Genomic DNA, 16335 nt, shown 5'->3' on the forward strand with positions numbered 1-16335 from the left:
CTGCTGAATCTCATGCCGCTTTTTTAATCACCCTCAAACTGCTACACTGGATGAATAACCAGCATCTGGAGTCAACAGTGGTACAGCGTCAATCAGCCCCTCGTCTGACATTTGAGGCAGCGGCAATCTATGAATATCCCGAGCACCTGCGCCCGTTTTTGAGTGCGCTTCCCACCGCGCCAGGCGTCTATCTGTTTCACAGTGATAGCGACACCATGCCGCTTTATATTGGTAAAAGTGTCAATATTCGCAGCCGTGTGCTGGCGCATCTGCGTACCGCAGACGAAGCGAGTATGCTGCGTCAGGCCAGGCGCATTAGCTGGATTTGTACGGCCGGAGAAATTGGCGCCCTGCTGCTGGAAGCGCGGCTTATCAAAGAACAGCAGCCCCTGTTTAACAAACGGCTGCGACGCAATCGCCAGCTGTGTGCCTTGCAGCTTACCGATCGAACGGTTCAGGTGGTTTACGCACGAGATATTGATTTCTCCCACGCCCCCAATCTGTTTGGCCTGTTTGCCAACCGCCGCGCAGCGCTACAGACGCTGCAAAGCCTCGCTGATGAACAACAGCTGTGCTACGGCCTGTTGGGGCTGGAACCCCTGAGCCACGGGCGCGCCTGTTTTCGCTCCGCGCTTAAACGCTGCGCCGGAGCCTGCTGCGGGAAAGAAAGCCCTGAAGCACATCATTTGCGTCTGGTAGAAGCCCTGGAAAGAGTGCGCGTAATCTGCTGGCCGTGGAGCAATGCCATTGCGCTGCAGGAAACCCGCGCTGAAATGACGCAGTACCATATCATCAATAACTGGCTGTGGCTGGGAGCCGTTTCAACGCTGGATGAGGCAGCTACACTCGCGCGAATGCCAGCCGGCTTTGATCAAGATGGCTACAAAATTCTCTGCCGGCCTATCCTGTCTGGTCAATATGACATTATTGAACTGAGTCCGGAGAATGCCCCGGCATCCAGTTAATCTCGCTGAACAGCAGTTTCCCCTCGCGCTCCAGCAGTCGTAACGTGTGTTTACCGTCGTGCCAGCTTGCACCCTGATCGACGGTCAACAACTTATCACCCAGTTGCCAGGCTCCGCTGATAACAAACACTACGCCGCCGCGCGAACCAAAGGTCGTAAAGGTGCGATCGGCAACTCTGACTTTTGCCTGGCAGACATCCCGTCGGGTCATGATATTAAAATCCATCGACATCTGCCCTTCCGTCAGCTTCGCTTTTACCACCTTGTCACCGGCAAAGGTAAAAGGCTGATGCTGTTTCAGGGTATGCGTGAAGGTGTTCGGCTCTTCCAGCGTCACTTCTCCACCTTCCAGCAGGGTAATCACGCGTTCTACGCCGGGAAAAAGAGAAAACTCCCCATTCGCTGCGATGGAGGCGATACTCGCCCGCCAGTGAAAATCTCGTGTTGCTGGCGGAAAACAGCAAATCTCACGCGTTTCTCCCGCACCATTTCGCCACAGATTGACCGGCATTTTGCGGATATCAAAGTATTCCATCATCCCTCCAGAAAGGCGCAGCACGGCAGCCCACCGTAAACAGGCAGCCATAAATCATCATTGTTATGTTCACCCTGCAGATTATTGTTATCGGCAGCAGAGTTGATTTTCCTTAGCGATGAACCCGGTGTTTTGCAAAAAAGAACAACGCGCCCTCCAGGTGGAATTTTCGCGGGCTTCAGGAGAATAACGTGTCACAAGCGCGGTGCAAGGGGCAGCAAAGAAAAAACCGCCGATCCTGCCCACCTCGTTAAACGTGTTGTGGACAAGAGCGGCGGTCTTGAGTTTGGTTTCACACTGTGCGGCAATCAGCACACACAGCGTGAATGATATAGTGTAGACGCTGAACGATTACTCAGCAGCTTGCGGCATTTTACCCTTCTGCGCGGCACGTTCTGTCAGACGCTTCTCAAAATTGGCATTAAACTGCTTTTTCTGTTCCGGGGTCAGAATGTTGTAAATCTTGTTCTGGGTTTCCATATGCGCCAGCATGTTGGCTTTGCGCTGTTCTTCCATCTTCGCAATCTGCGCTTCCGCTTTCGCTTTATCAAAGCTATCGCTGGCGATGATGTCGTGCATTGCGCGGCGCTCTTCCAGCGGCGGACGTTTCATCTGATCGCGCTGACCTTTCATGATCTCGCGAATCTGCTGTTTCTGCGCATCGGTCAGGTTCAGGTCTTTAAACATCATGTCATGATGCGGGGCAAACTTACCGTTGTGGTGCATCATTGGTTTGGCATCAGCTGGCGCAGCTGTTGTCGTGTCAGCGGCGTGGGCCAGGTTAGCAGCGCCCAGCGCCAGGGTAGAGGCAACAAACAGAGCAGTCAGTTTACGCATAATTTCTATCCTTTCTTTCAGTTATTTTTACGACACTCATGCGACTCTTATGCAATGTGATGTCGTGTTGACGAGATTAACTTTACCGGCTTAAGCGTCAATTAATCAGAGCAACGGTAAAACAATGAAAGTGTAAAAAACAAACTTTCATCAATTATGGAGAAAAAAAGAATAAATTGCGCAGAGTTGCAATAAAAAATTACAACAGGATGATTTTGAAGGGATTATGAAGAACTATACCTCATCCCTGATTATTAAGAAAGCAATTCACCAGGAATAATCCGTAATAAATAAAAACAGCACGTAAAAATAAGCCCTTAGGGATAAACCAAAAGGGCATATATATTTGTCACAATTTTTCGAGCATCAATCCGGCACGTAAACCACAGGCCACGTTTGGATTTGGAAAGAGAACGTATTCAACATCATGGGTGACGGTAAAACGTTCATCACCGTCCTGCGCCAGCAAGGTGCCCTCTGTAAAAGGGGTAAAGTTGAGCGTCTGGTTATCCATGTGAAGAATGAAATCGTCGCTACGCCGCGTGATTTGCGACACCACGCGGTAACGCAGCGGAGATGTTTCTCCCGGTGACATTCGCTCGCCCTGCAGCAGCTTCGCCAGCGCATCTGCCGTCTGCGCAAACTGAGTCAGATCATTTTGTCCAAACGGCAGCGCTTTACCCAGTTCCAGCGTGCAGGCCAGCGCGCCAAAATGTTCAGCGCTAAAATGGGTGAACGTGCCGCCAGGTGTCTGATGGAAAACCAGCGCCTCCAGCCCTGCCTCTCCCAGCCATCCCAAAAAATCTTCGTCCCAGGCAACGTTGCGTTGTGGCAACACGCCAAAGCGCAGATGCTGCGAGCCGCGAATCGCGGTGTGCAGATCCAGATGCCAGCGGACTGGCTCTTTCGCCCGCGAATAAAAATCCTCCAGACACAGCTCAAGCTGATGGGCTCGGTGCGTTTCTTCACTCGCGGCAAAAATCTGCCAACGGCCGCCAAACATACGGTTCAGGTCGCTATGACAATAACGTTGTCCCGCCGCCAGCGCCTGCGGGTTCCCCAGAATCACTAGCAGCCGCCATGTCAGCGTTAGTTCACCGCTAAACAGCCTGGAGAGAATTGAATCAAGTATCTCTACCGGGGCCGTTTCATTGCCGTGGATCCCCGCAGACAGCACCAGCGAATATTCCGCCGGAGCGACCGGCGTCAGCTCCAGAACTCCGTGACCAATCCACTGCCAGGAAAAGCCGCGAGCTGTGCCCTCGGTTGTCTCGGGGGTTATCCCTGCCAGCGTCTGGGCCAGAAAATTATCCATGGCTGGTCCTCTCCTGCTGGAAGGGATACACAGAGCCGAGGTTGAGCAATTGCGTCAACGTATCCAGCGCTTCACGCCCCTCACGCAACAGCTGCGGGTCGGCAAGGTCGGCGGCGGTAAGACGATCGCGATAGTAACGGTCGATCCAATTATTCAGCGTGTTAAACAGATTATCGTTCATGATAACCGCCGGATTTACGGCCTGCAGCTCCTGTGGCGTAAGCACCACTCTCAGGCGCAGACATGCCGGACCGCCGCCATTGGACATACTTTCACGCAGATCGAATACCTGCAGGTCATCGATCGGATTGTCTTCCTCGAGCAGACGGTTCAAATACCGCCACACGCCCGCATGCTCCCGACACTCCTGCGGCAGGACCAGCATCATCGAACCGTCATCACGGCTCAGTAACTGGCTGTTAAACAGATAGGTAGTCACCGCATCCTGCACCGACACTTCCGCAGCCGGGACTTCCAGCGGGGTAAAACCTGCCACCTGACTGCGTAACTGCTCGAACAACGCCTGCTGTCTGACAAACGCCAGCTGATGACAAAACAGTACCTGGCGATTCGACACCGCAATCACATCGTTATGAAACACGCCAAGATCGATAACGTCCGGGTTTTGCTGGGCAAAAATGCGCTGATGCGGGTTAACCTGATTCAGTCGGGCGACCGCCTCGCTGGCCTCACGGGATTGCCTCGCCGGATAGCGCTTCGGATGGGACGCATTCCCTTCTTCACGACCGTAAACAAACAGCTGTACGCCAGGGTCGCCGTAATCCCCGCCGAGGCGGTTATGGTTTGCCGCACCTTCATCACCGAATAGCGCAACCTGGGGTAACGCACCGTGGACCGTAAAACTATTCTCATCACGGAAAATCGCCCGTAGCAACGCTTCGGTGGTCGGCGCTTCCAGCGAACGGTGAAACTTATTATTCAGATTCGCCACCGTCAGATGCACTTTCCCGTCCAGCGCATCGGCTGAAGGGCAGACCGTTGCCGCATTCGCCACCCACATAGACGATGCGGAGCTGGCGCTGGAGAGCCAGTGAGGCGCCTGACGCGCCACGTTCTCCAGTATCTGTTCGTCGCGGCCGGTAAAGCCCAACTGACGCAGCACCGGAATATACGGCCGCTCATGAGGCGGGATCACCGCCTGGGGAAATCCCGCATCCGCCAGCGCTTTCATCTTTAGCAGACCCTGCTTCGCCGCCAGACGCGGGTTCGATACCTGAAAACGATGTTTGGTTGAGGCCTCATTACCAAATGACAGCCCCGCATAGTGGTGGGTCAGCCCCACCAGACCATCAAAATTTACCTCACGGGCTTTCATAGCTTATCCTCGCGAGAAAAATCCAGGCCGGGGCTAAGCGTCGTTGGCAGCGTTAGGGCCGGTGATTCCAGACTTGCCATCGGCCAGGCGCAATAATCTGCGGCATACCACGCGCTGGCGCGATGGTTCCCGGAAGCGCCAACGCCGCCAAACGGCGCTGTACTCGCCGCGCCGGTTAACGGCTTATTCCAGTTGACGATCCCGGCCCGCGCCTCAAGCAGCAGTTGATCAAACTGGCTGCGATCGGGGGAAACCAACCCACACGACAATCCAAAGCGGGTGTTGTTCGCCATACGAATTGCGTCATCAAAGCTGTCATAACGCCAGACGCCAAGCAGCGGTCCAAATACCTCTTCATCGGGTACGTTCGCCGCCCCGGTCAGTTCGATGATCCCAGGGGTGAGCAGTGACGTTCCGGCTTGCACCAGACGTGGCGCTAATAGCGTTCGGCCCCCTAACGATTCCAGACGCTGCCAGGCATCATAGACATGCCGCGCGGCCTGTTCGGAAATCAGCCCGCCAATAAATGGCTGCGGTTCTGCGTCCCAGTTGCCGGGCATTAAACGCTGGCTGACGTCCACCAGGCGCGTCAGGAACGCATCCCCCTGCGCGCCTTTTTTAACTAACAGGCGACGGGCACAGGTACAACGCTGTCCGGCGGTGACAAACGCGGACTGAATAGTCAGATGCACTGCGGCATCAATATCTTCCGGGTTCTCAATAATCAGCGGGTTGTTGCCCCCCATCTCCAGAGCGAGGATTTTTTCCGGCTGGCCGGATAGCTGTCGATGCAGTTGATAACCAGTATTGGCACTGCCGGTAAACAGCAGGCCATCGAGATCGTCCTGCCCGCTCAGCGCCTGCCCCGTCTCGCGACCGCCCTGCACCAGGTTCAGCACGCCCGGCGGCAATCCCGCCTGCTCCCACAGCTTTGTCACGGCTTCACCGGTCCACGGCGTCAGCTCGCTGGGTTTGAAAATCAATGTGTTGCCTGCCAGCAGTGCCGGAACAATATGACCATTGGGTAAATGGCCGGGGAAGTTATACGGGCCAAAAACCGCCAGCACGCCGTGCGGGCGATGGCGCAACGTCGCTGCGCCATCCGGTAATTCGCTGTGATGCTCTCCGGTACGCGCATGCCAGGCTTTCACGGAGATGGCAATTTTATTGATCATCGCCGTCAGTTCCGTGGCGGCTTCCCAACGGGGTTTGCCGGTTTCCCGGGCGATAATCTGTGTGAGTTCAGCTTTATTGCTTTCCAGCAATGAGGCAAATTTTTCAACAATGGCCTGGCGTGCGCCAAAGGGCTGTTTAGCCCAACTGGCAAAGGCTGCGCGCGCTGCCCGGCACGCCTGCGCCACCTGGGCTGCATCGGCATCATTCCCCTGCCACAGCACATCACCGCTTACGGGATTGGTTTTCACCCGACGCTCGCCCAGCCCCGTCACCCAGTCGCCGTTTATCCATAATGTCATGCTGTTTTCTCCTCTGCACAAAGACGCACAAAACGTACATGGTCGCCCGCGTGACATTTCAGGGCGTCCAGTTGCGCCGCCGTCAGCACCAGACGCTGAGTATCTGGGTCGGCACGAACCAACATGACGCGGAAGTTTTGATAATTTTCATTGGCAACCAGACAAGCAGGATAGTCGCCTGGCGCAGGCTGCCCTTCAGCCACCTCCACCAGCCTGCTTTTACGGATAGCCCGTACCCGGTCAATATCGCACTCCAGGGTCGGTCCGCCGTCGAAAATATCGACGTAGTTGCGGTAGCGAAATCCTTCTTTCTCCAGCACCGCCCGCGCAGGAGCCGTTTGCGGATGCACCTGACCAATCACGCTTTGCGCTTCGTCAGACAGGAAATGGGTATAAATCGGATGCTTAGGCATCAGTTCAGCAATAAAGGCTTTTTGCCCGGTTCCGCAGAGAAAATCCGCCCGGCTGAACTCCATTGAGAAAAAACGTTTGCCGAGGCTTTGCCAAAACGGAGAGTAGCCGTGTTCATCGATCACGCCGCGCATCTCGGCCACGACCTTCTCATTGAATCGATCACGAAAGGCCGCCATAAACATAAAGCGCGACTTCGACAACAAATAGCCGTTGCCTTCTTTACGCCAGTCCGGATCGAGAAACAGAGAACAAAGTTCGCTACTGCCCGTGTGATCGTTACTCAGAAACAGCGTCGGCAGCGCGTTATACACGTTCAGCTCTTTCGAGGCGTGCACCAGAGTACCGACCCGGTAGTTGTACCAGGGATCGTTAAGCCCCACCGCCACCTCAATGGCGCAAATCCCCGCCACGGTTCCGCTGGCGCTGTCTTCAAGCACAAACACATATCCCTGCTCACTTTTGGGCAACTCACCGCGCCAGGTTTGTAGCGAACGTTCGATACGCGCCATCAGCGTAGCTTCATTCGCCGGTAGCGAGGTCAACCCGCCGCCGGTCTTACTGGCAAGCTGCATCAGCGCGGTGATATCAGCGCGTTCAATGGGACGAATCACCATCATGATGAACCTCCTGCTTTAATGCGTTCGCAGGCCAGCGCAAAGCGATCCAGTCCGGTGGTGATTTCTTCTTCGCTGACGTTTAACGCTGGCGCAAACCGCACCACATTAGCGCCAGCAATCAGCACCATCACTCCGGCAACGGCCGCTTCTTGCGAGATGAGTTTTGCTTTCCCGGCAAATTCCGCGTTCAGCACACAGCCAATCAGCAGTCCGAGCCCACGAATTTCACTAAACAGTCCAAAACGTTCGTTAATGGCGTTAATACGCTCCACAAACCAGTCGTGGCGCTGTTTCACTCCGTTAAGCATTTCCGGCGTGTTAACAATTTCCAGCAGTTTTCCCGCCACCGCAGTGGCCAGCGGGTTTCCGCCGTAGGTTGTACCGTGCGTACCGACCGTCATCACACTGGCGCAATGCTCTGTCGCCAGCAGTGCGCCGATGGGGAAACCACCGCCCAGCGCTTTTGCTGTCGTCAGCAGGTCCGGCGTAACGCCGTAGTGCATGTAGGCATACAGTTCGCCGGTACGGCCAACCCCGGTCTGAACTTCATCAAAAATCAACAGCGCATTATGGCGATCGCATAATTCACGCAGCCCCTGCAAAAAGGCGTTTGTTGCCGGCACTACGCCGCCTTCCCCCTGCACCGGCTCCACAATAACCGCACAGGTGTTGTCATCAATCAGTTGGCTGGCAGAGTCGAGATCGTTATACACGGCATGGCGGATATCCGGCGGCAGCGGCGCGAAGTCCTGTGAATAGGCGGGCTGTCCTCCGGCACTGACGGTAAACAGCGTGCGACCATGGAAAGCATTTTTAAACGCCACAATGCCGCTCTTCTGGCTACCAAAACGATCGTGGGCATATTTACGTGCCAGTTTTAATGCCGCTTCGTTAGCTTCTGCGCCAGAGTTACAGAAGAAAATGCGCTCGGCAAAAGTGGCATCAATCAGCTTTTTCGCCAGGCGCAGCACCGGCTCGTTGGTGTAGCCATTTCCCGTATGCCAGAATTTGCTCGCCTGGTCGTTTAATGCCTCGCGCAATGTCGGATGTGCATGACCCAGCGCGTTAACCGCAATGCCTCCCGCGAAATCGATATACTCTTTACCCTGCTGATCCCACAGACGTGAACCTTCGCCACGCACCGGAATAAAAGGGGCCGGAGCGTATACGGGCATCATCCATTCATCAAAATTTTCACGCGTAATTGACAGAGACATAGCGACCTCAACGGTAAATAAAAGGTTATTTATATGTTAATAAATATAGTGTTTGCGGTGTAAATGTAGATTGCAGGCTTCGTGCCAGCCAGCGAAAAAAGTGCATAAACGGAGGGCGGTGACGGAATATCAACGAGTTACAACCTGACGATATTCACTGTATGTGCATATAAAGTGAATATGTTTGCGTACCAGATGACTAAACAGAGGAAAAAACGCAATTTTATTCAGTCGCCAAATATAATTCTGGAATTGTGATCGTATACGAAATTTATCGGAAATTATTGCTCTGTTCCGACGCGCTACGCGCCAAAACGGTGCAGTTTTTGCTCCATCGTTAACACCATTAGCAATCATTGTTGGAATCAGGTGACAAGAAGCAGTCAGCCTGCAGAAATTCTGCTACCATCCTTGCACTATTCATCTTGCAAAGTGACAGCGACTATGAAATTTGTCTCTTTTAATATCAACGGCCTGCGTGCCCGTCCCCATCAACTGGCAGCCATTGTCGAAAAACACCAACCGGATGTTATTGGCTTACAGGAGACAAAAGTCCACGACGATATGTTCCCTCTCGAAGAGGTAGCAAAGCTGGGTTATAACGTCTTTTATCACGGTCAGAAAGGCCACTACGGCGTAGCACTATTAACGAAAGAAACGCCGATTGCGGTGCGTCGTGGCTTCCCGGGTGATGACGAAGAAGCGCAGCGTCGTATCATCATGGCGGAAATTCCGTCGCCTCTGGGCAGCATCACGGTGATCAACGGCTATTTCCCGCAGGGCGAAAGCCGTGACCATGAAACCAAGTTCCCGGCCAAAGCCGCGTTTTATCAGAACCTACAAAACTACCTGGAGACTGAACTGAAGCGCGACAATCCGGTATTGATCATGGGCGATATGAATATCAGCCCAACCGACCTCGATATCGGTATTGGCGAAGAGAACCGTAAACGCTGGCTGCGTACCGGCAAATGTTCCTTCCTGCCAGAAGAGCGCGAGTGGATGGAGCGTCTGCTGGGCTGGGGCCTGGTGGATACCTACCGTCACGCCTGGCCTGAAAAGAACGACCAGTTCTCGTGGTTTGATTACCGCTCAAAAGGCTTTGATGATAACCGTGGCCTGCGTATCGATCTGCTGCTGGCGAGCAAACCGCTGGCGGAGCGCTGCGAAGAAACCGGCATCGACTATGAAATCCGCAGCATGGAAAAGCCGTCCGACCATGCGCCTGTATGGGCTAAATTCCGCGTCTGATCGTCTGCGTATTTTCACTCTCCGGGCCAGGCCTGGAGAGTCTGTTTATTCTGTGCAAAATCAATAAAGCCACGGTAATACATTGTTGCGGCCGGAAATTTATTATATCTTCGCGCGCACTTTTCGCTGACGAAAACGCTACATTGCATTCGGTTTTACAGGAGAACCCCCATGAAAAAGAAGTTCGCATAACGCAGAATACCGGCTGCTAATTGTTGCGGTATTGTTCTGCGTTCTGGCGGGAGTTTTCCATCATTACGGTCTGACCGATCTGATCACCAATTTCCATCATTTACAAGATGTCATCGGCCAAAGCGGCCTGTTCGGCTATACCCTTTATATCCTGCTGTTTATAGTTGCCGCGCTATGCCTGATCCCTGGCAGCATTCTGGTGATCGTCGGCGGTGTGCTGTTTGGCCCGGTGACAGGGACGCTTATCTCGTTAGTGGCGGCAACCACGGCTTCGGCGCTGTCGTTTATGCTGGCTCGCTGGCTTGGGCGGGAATTACTGCTGAAATACGTTGGCCACACGGCAACGTTTCAGGCTATCGAAAAAGGCATTGCCCATAGTGGAGTAGACTTTCTGATCCTGACCCGGCTCGTGCCGCTGTTCCCCTATAACATTCAAAACTATGCCTATGGGCTAACGGCCATTCCGTTCTGGTCATTTACCGTGATATCTGCGCTAACCACCTTGCCCGGCATCTTTATCTATACGCTGATGTCGCACGAACTGGCCAGCGAAGGGATTAGCTGGGCATTTATCGGTAAGCTCAGCGTTGCGGGGCTGGCGCTATTCGTCCTCGTTCAGGCAGCCAAAGCCTGGGCGCGGCATAAACATGTCGATCCGGCGCCCGGTCACGAGTACGCGGGTAAATGATCAAGATGAATAAAGCCCGGCGGACACGCTATTACCGTATAAGCTTGCTTGCCCTGCTGCTGCTCGCCCTGATGGCGTGGGCGTGGATACCTGGCGTGAGTGATTTTCTTCACCCCAGCCTGGCGGCATTTACCACGCTCGATCAGCATGCTCTTGAGAACTTCATTCGTTCTTACGGAACCCAGGCGGCGGTCGTGTCGTTCTTCCTGATGATCTTACAGGCCATCGTCGCACCGCTTCCCGCCTTTGTGATCACCTTTGCCAATGCCTCGCTGTTTGGCGCATTTTGGGGCGGCGTTCTGTCCTGGAGCAGCGCGATGGCTGGCGCGGCGCTGTGCTTTTTTATTGCCCGTGTTTTAGGTCGCAGCGCGGTGGAAAAACTGACCGGAAAAACGGTGCTGAACAACATGGACACTTTTTTCGAGCGCTATGGCAAGCACACAATTCTTGTCTGTCGCCTGTTACCTTTTGTGCCGTTCGACCCGGTAAGCTACGCAGCAGGCCTGACCTCGATTCGTTTTCGCCATTTCTTCATCGCCACCGGCATCGGTCAGTTACCGGCCACTATCGTCTATTCATGGGCTGGTAGCCTGTTAACCGGCGGCACATTTTGGTTTGTTACCGGCCTGTTCATCCTGTTCGCTCTGAGCGTGGTGATTGCCGTGGCCAGAAGCCTTTATCTTGAGCATCAACGGAAAAAGACCTGAGTCTTTCCCCCATTTTTAGCAACGGAGATATTATGCGTTACTGCTTATTGTGCCTGAGTTTGCTGCTCTCTCCGCTGGCGGCTTTCGCCGAGGACGCCAGTTGGCAGCAAATCAAAAATGACGCCCGCGGTCAGACGGTGTGGTTCAACGCCTGGGGTGGCGACAACGCAGTTAACCAGTATCTCGACTGGGTTAGCGGCGAGATGAAAACGCACTATGCCATTAACCTGAAAATCGTACGCCTGGCGGATGCCGCCGACGCCGTAAAACGTATCCAGACGGAAGCGGCATCCGGGCGAAAAACCGGTGGTTCGGTCGATTTACTGTGGGTGAACGGCGAAAATTTCCGCACGCTGAAAGAAGCCGGGCTGCTACAGACCCAGTGGGCACAAACGCTGCCTAACTGGCGCTATGTTGATACCCAGAAACCGGTGAACGAAGACTTTTCCATTCCAACGGAGGGGGCTGAATCACCGTGGGGCGGCGCACAGCTTACCTTTATTGCCAGGCACGATCTCACCGCGCAGCCGCCGCAATCCCCGCAGGCACTGCTTGAGTTTGCCCAGGCGCACCCTGGCACGGTGACCTATCCGCGTCCGCCAGACTTTACCGGAACGGCTTTTCTTGAGCAGTTGTTAATTTCGCTCACCAACAAGCCGCAGGCGCTGAAAATAGCGCCAGATGCGTCCACATTCGCCGACGTTACCGCTCCATTGTGGCATTACCTTGATGCTTTGCATCCTGCCCTGTGGCGCGAAGGTAAAGATTTTCCGCCCACGCCAGCGCGAATGGATGCGCTGCTCAACGGTGGCACCCTGCGTTTATCAATGACCTTTAATCCTGCCCACGCGCAGCAAAAAGTGGCCAGCGGTGAATTACCCAAAAGCAGCTATAGTTTTGGTTTCTCACAGGGCATGCTCGGCAACGTGCATTTTGTCACCATTCCAGCGAATGCGCGTGCCAGCGCCGGAGCGAAAGTTGTGGCAAATTTCCTGCTTTCACCCAAAGCGCAGCTGCGTAAAGCCGACCCGTCTGTCTGGGGAGATCCTTCGGTGCTTGATCCACAAAAATTGCCTGTCGACCAGCGTAATGCGCTGCTGGCGCGGATCCCACAAGGGCTCCCTGCCGTACTGCCAGAACCGCATGCTGCATGGGTAAACGCTCTGGAACAAGAATGGCTACGCCGCTACGGTACACATTAATTCTGCTACTCTGGGCCATCATGGCGGGCGTTTATCTGCCGCTGGCGCCAGCGGCTTTTTCTCTGATAACGCCGGCGCTGAGCACCAGACACTGGCTGGTGCTATTTAGCGATCCTCAACTCCCGCAGGCGTTACTGGCAACGCTGGTTTCCGTAAGCCTCGCGGCTGGCGGCGCGCTGATCATCGCCCTGCTGGCGATCCTCGCCTTATGGCCCGGCGCGGGCTGGGCGCGTCTGTGCACGCGTCTTCCGTGGCTGCTGGCGATTCCACATGTTGCCTTCGCCACCAGCGTGCTGTTGGTTTTTGCCGAAGGCGGCATGCTCTGGCAATGGCTCCCGTTTCTCAGCCCCCAGCCTGACCGCTACGGCATTGGGCTTGGCGTGACGCTGGCGGTAAAAGAGAGTGCCTTTTTGTTATGGATCCTCTCAGCTCTGCTGAGTGAAAAACAGCTTTCGCAGCAGGTTATCGTCCTGGATTCGCTGGGTTACAGCCGACTGCAATGCCTGAACTGGCTGGTTCTGCCCTCTCTCGCCCCCGCGTTAGGCAAAGCCATGCTGGCAATCGTCGCCTGGTCGCTCTCGGTAGTGGATGTAGCAATCGTCCTTGGTCCCGGAAACCCACCAACGCTTGCCGTGTTGAGCTGGCAATGGCTCAGTCAGGGCGATGCCGAGCAACAGGCTAAAGGAGCACTCGCCAGCCTGCTGCTGGTACTGCTGCTACTCATCATCGCGCTGGCGGGGTATCTGCTCTGGCGCGCCTGGCAACGCACTATTCCCGCAGTAAACGGGGAACGCCTGCGTTTTTCATCCTGTACAATCGGCCGTTCGCTGGTACAACTTTTGCCCTTTGGCGGTGTGGTGTGCGCGCTGGCTCTGGCGCTGATCGCCAGCTATTCGTCGCTAAATAGCGAGGCGCTCAGCACTAGCCTGCAACTGGGGCTTCTCTCCAGCGTGCTGGCGTTGCTGATACTTTTTGCCTGGCTGGAATGGGGTCCACAAACCGGACACCGTTGGGTCTGGCTACCGCTCATTTTGCCTGCGCTGCCGCTGGTAACTGGACAGTATCTGTTGGCGTTATATGCCGGACAGGATGGGCTGATGATAACCATTGTCTGGGGACACCTGCTGTGGGTGATGCCATGGATGCTGTTTGTGCTCAAACCGGCGTGGCAACGCATTGACCCACGATTGATTTTGATTGCGCAAACGCTGGGTTGGACCCGGGGGCGCATATTCTGGCAAGTAAAATGTCCGCAACTGGCGCGCCCGGCACTGGTTGCCTTCGCGGTAGGGTTCTCAGTCAGTATCGCCCAGTATATGCCGACGCTGTGGTTAGGCGCCGGGCGCTATCCCACGCTGACCACCGAAGCGGTGGCATTAAGCAGCGGCGGTAGCACCGCCATTCTGGCAACCCAGGCGCTATGGCAGCTTCTGTTACCGCTTATAATTTTCGCACTGGCGGCGTTTCTCGCTGCGTGGATTGGCCGCTTTCGACAAGGACTCCGCTAATGCTCATTGTACAAGGCGTTTCGTTGTACCAGGGTACGACGGCGCTACTGAAGGACGTTAATTTCCAGGTTAATAAAAGTGACATTGTCACCATTATGGGGCCTTCCGGCAGCGGTAAGTCTTCGTTATTTTCGTGGATGATCGGGGCGTTGTCTCCTCAGTTTCAGGCGTCAGGCGAACTGTGGCTCAACGAACAGCGCGTAGACACACTGCCTACTGCGCAGCGCCAGATTGGCATTCTGTTTCAGGATGCGCTGCTGTTTGACCATTTCAGCGTTGGGCAGAATTTACTGCTGGCCTTACCCGCCAGCGAGCAAGGTCCCGCCAGACGCCATGAGGTGGAAAGCGCCCTCGCACGCGCGGGCCTGGCAGGATTTTATTCACGCGATCCGGCTTCGCTCTCCGGCGGGCAACGCTCACGTGTCGCCCTGCTTCGCGCGCTACTGGCGCAACCCCAGGCGCTGTTACTCGATGAACCCTTTAGCAGGCTGGATGCGTCGCTGCGCGATACCTTTCGCCAGTGGGTCTTCACCGAAGTACGTAAACTGGGTATTCCGGTGGTCCAGGTTACCCACGATGCGCAGGACGTTCCGCCAGCAGGTCGCGTATTACAGATGGAAAACTGGGCGTGAATGTGGCGATATGCTGCGTTAACGCAAGGTTTTTACTTAACTGGCGGCACAGAATGTCGTCCTCTTTTTCAACGTCGGGCTATTCGATGAAACGTGTTTCTCAAATGACCGCGCTGGCACTGGCTTTAGGGCTCGCTTGCGCTTCTTCCTGGGCTGCTGAAACAGCACAGACGCTCACCCTCAACCAGTTACAGCAAAAGCAAGGCGCGGCGATCGATACCCGTCAGAGCGCTTTTTACAACGGCTGGCCGCAATCGCTTAATGGTCCTTCAGGACACGAGCCTTCCGCACTGAACCTGTCTGCCGCCTGGCTCGACAAGATGAATGATGAACAACTCAGCGCCTGGGTTAAGGCACATCACCTGAAAACTGACGCGCCGGTGGCATTGTATGGCAGCGATACTGACATGCAGGCCGTCAAATCCCGCCTGCAGAAAGTCGGCTTTAACGCTATCTCAACCCTCAGCGATGCGCTTACGGACCCTGCCCGCCTGCAACGTCTGCCGCACTTCGAACAGTTGGTTTACCCGCAGTGGCTGCGCGACCTTCAGCAGGGTAAAGAGGTGACCGCCAAACCGGCCGGTGACTGGAAAGTGATTGAAGCCGCCTGGGGCGCGCCGAAGTTGTATCTGCTCAGCCATATCCCTGGCGCGGGCTACATTGATACCAACGAAGTCGAAAGCGAACCGCTGTGGAATAAAGTGTCCGACGCGCAGCTCAAAGCGATGCTGGCGAAACACGGCATCCGCCACGACACCACGGTGATTTTATACGGCCGCGATGTCTACGCCGCCGCGCGCGTGGCGCAAATTATGCTGTATGCAGGTGTGAAAGATGTTCGTCTGCTCGACGGCGGCTGGCAGACCTGGTCTGACTCAGGTTTACCGGTCGAACGCGGTACTGCACCAACGGTGAAGCCTGAACCTGATTTCGGCGTGACGATCCCTGCCCAACCGCAGCTGATGCTGGATATGGAACAGGCTCGCGGTCTGCTGCATCGCCAGGATGCGTCTTTGGTGAGCATTCGTTCATGGCCGGAATTTATCGGTACGACCAGCGGCTATAGCTACATTAAGCCAAAAGGTGAGATCGCAGGGGCGCGTTGGGGCCATGCAGGCAGCGACTCCACCCACATGGAAGATTTCCATAACCCGGATGGCACCATGCGCAGCGCCGATGACATCGCCGCCATGTGGAAGCAATGGAATATCCTGCCACAGCAGCAGGTCTCATTCTATTGTGGTACCGGCTGGCGTGCTTCGGAAACGTTTATGTATGCCCGCGCAATGGGCTGGAAAAACGTCTCCGTCTACGACGGCGGCTGGTATGAGTGGAGCAGCTCTCCGAAAAACCCGATCGCCAGCGGTGAACGGGGTCCGGACGCCAGCAAGTAAGATTGCCATTGTTGCCGGATGCAGCGAGAACGCTTTACCCAGCCTACATA

General features: G+C 55.1%; 15 protein-coding genes. 8 read left to right on the top strand and 7 right to left on the bottom strand.

From position 1 onward, the window contains the following. The first annotated feature begins 50 nt into the window (after nt 1-50). On the top strand, nt 51-965 hold the full coding sequence (gene cho, locus OGV52_RS13985; RefSeq protein WP_131348439.1) for an excinuclease Cho: 915 nt from the start codon (nt 51-53) through the stop codon (nt 963-965). Here cho and ves read toward each other — a convergent pair. From ves to astC, 7 genes are all read right to left on the bottom strand, one after another. Beyond that, nucleotides 925-1500: an environmental stress-induced protein Ves gene (ves, locus tag OGV52_RS13990; protein ID WP_016152850.1), complete on the bottom strand. Its 576-nt coding sequence runs from the start codon at nt 1498-1500 to the stop codon at nt 925-927. The genes cho and ves overlap by 41 nt on opposite strands. Nucleotides 1501-1851: 351 nt before the next feature. Beyond that, entirely contained in the window at nt 1852-2337 is a 486-nt protein-coding gene (spy, locus tag OGV52_RS13995) for an ATP-independent periplasmic protein-refolding chaperone Spy (RefSeq protein WP_003030629.1), read from the bottom strand. A gap of 349 nt (nt 2338-2686) precedes the next feature. After that, entirely contained in the window at nt 2687-3652 is a 966-nt protein-coding gene (astE, locus tag OGV52_RS14000; RefSeq protein WP_141875105.1) for a succinylglutamate desuccinylase, read from the bottom strand. Continuing rightward, nucleotides 3645-4988, bottom strand: a complete 1344-nt coding sequence (astB, locus tag OGV52_RS14005) for an N-succinylarginine dihydrolase (RefSeq protein ID WP_220221481.1) — start codon at nt 4986-4988, stop codon at nt 3645-3647. The genes astE and astB overlap by 8 nt, the downstream gene beginning before the upstream one ends. After that, entirely contained in the window at nt 4985-6463 is a 1479-nt protein-coding gene (gene astD / locus OGV52_RS14010; protein WP_284201764.1) for a succinylglutamate-semialdehyde dehydrogenase, read from the bottom strand. Before astD ends, astB begins: the two co-directional genes overlap by 4 nt. Beyond that, the gene (astA, locus tag OGV52_RS14015; RefSeq protein ID WP_016152846.1) at nt 6460-7494 is read right to left on the bottom strand and encodes an arginine N-succinyltransferase; all 1035 of its coding nucleotides are present in this window, start codon (nt 7492-7494) and stop codon (nt 6460-6462) included. Before astA ends, astD begins: the two co-directional genes overlap by 4 nt. After that, nucleotides 7491-8711, bottom strand: coding sequence for a succinylornithine/acetylornithine transaminase (astC, locus tag OGV52_RS14020; RefSeq protein ID WP_287108660.1), 1221 nt, complete (start codon nt 8709-8711; stop codon nt 7491-7493). Before astC ends, astA begins: the two co-directional genes overlap by 4 nt. A 444-nt stretch (nt 8712-9155) precedes the next feature. On the opposite strand from astC, the gene xthA reads away from it, so the two are divergent. The 7 genes from xthA (at nt 9156) to OGV52_RS14055 (ending at nt 16285) form a co-directional block, all read left to right on the top strand. Next, nucleotides 9156-9962 carry an exodeoxyribonuclease III gene (gene xthA, locus OGV52_RS14025; RefSeq protein ID WP_016152844.1) on the top strand — a complete coding sequence of 269 codons (807 nt, stop codon included), beginning with the start codon at nt 9156-9158 and terminating at the stop codon, nt 9960-9962. Between the two features lie 223 nt (nt 9963-10185). Continuing rightward, nucleotides 10186-10842: a TVP38/TMEM64 family protein gene (locus OGV52_RS14030; RefSeq protein ID WP_200051680.1), complete on the top strand. Its 657-nt coding sequence runs from the start codon at nt 10186-10188 to the stop codon at nt 10840-10842. Continuing rightward, the gene (locus OGV52_RS14035) at nt 10839-11549 is read left to right on the top strand and encodes a TVP38/TMEM64 family protein (protein ID WP_287108662.1); all 711 of its coding nucleotides are present in this window, start codon (nt 10839-10841) and stop codon (nt 11547-11549) included. The genes OGV52_RS14030 and OGV52_RS14035 overlap by 4 nt, the downstream gene beginning before the upstream one ends. A gap of 32 nt (nt 11550-11581) precedes the next feature. Further along, complete coding sequence (locus OGV52_RS14040) at nt 11582-12751, top strand: ABC transporter substrate-binding protein (RefSeq protein WP_200079660.1); 1170 nt, start codon at nt 11582-11584, stop codon at nt 12749-12751. Further along, on the top strand, nt 12724-14259 hold the full coding sequence (locus OGV52_RS14045; RefSeq protein ID WP_287108665.1) for an ABC transporter permease family protein: 1536 nt from the start codon (nt 12724-12726) through the stop codon (nt 14257-14259). Before OGV52_RS14040 ends, OGV52_RS14045 begins: the two co-directional genes overlap by 28 nt. After that, nucleotides 14259-14891: an ATP-binding cassette domain-containing protein gene (locus OGV52_RS14050; protein WP_287108667.1), complete on the top strand. Its 633-nt coding sequence runs from the start codon at nt 14259-14261 to the stop codon at nt 14889-14891. Before OGV52_RS14045 ends, OGV52_RS14050 begins: the two co-directional genes overlap by 1 nt. Before the next feature lie 86 nt (nt 14892-14977). After that, complete coding sequence (locus tag OGV52_RS14055) at nt 14978-16285, top strand: sulfurtransferase (RefSeq protein ID WP_287108668.1); 1308 nt, start codon at nt 14978-14980, stop codon at nt 16283-16285. Nucleotides 16286-16335 lie beyond the last annotated feature (50 nt).

This window comes from Citrobacter sp. Cb041 (assembly GCF_030336655.1).
Classification (GTDB): Bacteria; Pseudomonadota; Gammaproteobacteria; order Enterobacterales; family Enterobacteriaceae; genus Citrobacter; species Citrobacter braakii.

What these genes read in the sequence shown, in the direction of transcription:
- cho (WP_131348439.1), top strand. Translation starts at nt 51, where the DNA reads ATGAATAACCAGCATCTGGAGTCAACAGTGGTACAGCGTCAATCAGCC.
- OGV52_RS14055 (WP_287108668.1), top strand. Translation starts at nt 14,978, where the DNA reads ATGAAACGTGTTTCTCAAATGACCGCGCTGGCACTGGCTTTAGGGCTC.
- astC (WP_287108660.1), bottom strand. Translation starts at nt 8,711, where the DNA reads ATGTCTCTGTCAATTACGCGTGAAAATTTTGATGAATGGATGATGCCC.
- ves (WP_016152850.1), bottom strand. Translation starts at nt 1,500, where the DNA reads ATGGAATACTTTGATATCCGCAAAATGCCGGTCAATCTGTGGCGAAAT.
- astA (WP_016152846.1), bottom strand. Translation starts at nt 7,494, where the DNA reads ATGATGGTGATTCGTCCCATTGAACGCGCTGATATCACCGCGCTGATG.
- astD (WP_284201764.1), bottom strand. Translation starts at nt 6,463, where the DNA reads ATGACATTATGGATAAACGGCGACTGGGTGACGGGGCTGGGCGAGCGT.
- astE (WP_141875105.1), bottom strand. Translation starts at nt 3,652, where the DNA reads ATGGATAATTTTCTGGCCCAGACGCTGGCAGGGATAACCCCCGAGACA.
- spy (WP_003030629.1), bottom strand. Translation starts at nt 2,337, where the DNA reads ATGCGTAAACTGACTGCTCTGTTTGTTGCCTCTACCCTGGCGCTGGGC.
- OGV52_RS14035 (WP_287108662.1), top strand. Translation starts at nt 10,839, where the DNA reads ATGATCAAGATGAATAAAGCCCGGCGGACACGCTATTACCGTATAAGC.
- OGV52_RS14050 (WP_287108667.1), top strand. Translation starts at nt 14,259, where the DNA reads ATGCTCATTGTACAAGGCGTTTCGTTGTACCAGGGTACGACGGCGCTA.
- xthA (WP_016152844.1), top strand. Translation starts at nt 9,156, where the DNA reads ATGAAATTTGTCTCTTTTAATATCAACGGCCTGCGTGCCCGTCCCCAT.
- OGV52_RS14040 (WP_200079660.1), top strand. Translation starts at nt 11,582, where the DNA reads ATGCGTTACTGCTTATTGTGCCTGAGTTTGCTGCTCTCTCCGCTGGCG.
- OGV52_RS14045 (WP_287108665.1), top strand. Translation starts at nt 12,724, where the DNA reads ATGGCTACGCCGCTACGGTACACATTAATTCTGCTACTCTGGGCCATC.
- astB (WP_220221481.1), bottom strand. Translation starts at nt 4,988, where the DNA reads ATGAAAGCCCGTGAGGTAAATTTTGATGGTCTGGTGGGGCTGACCCAC.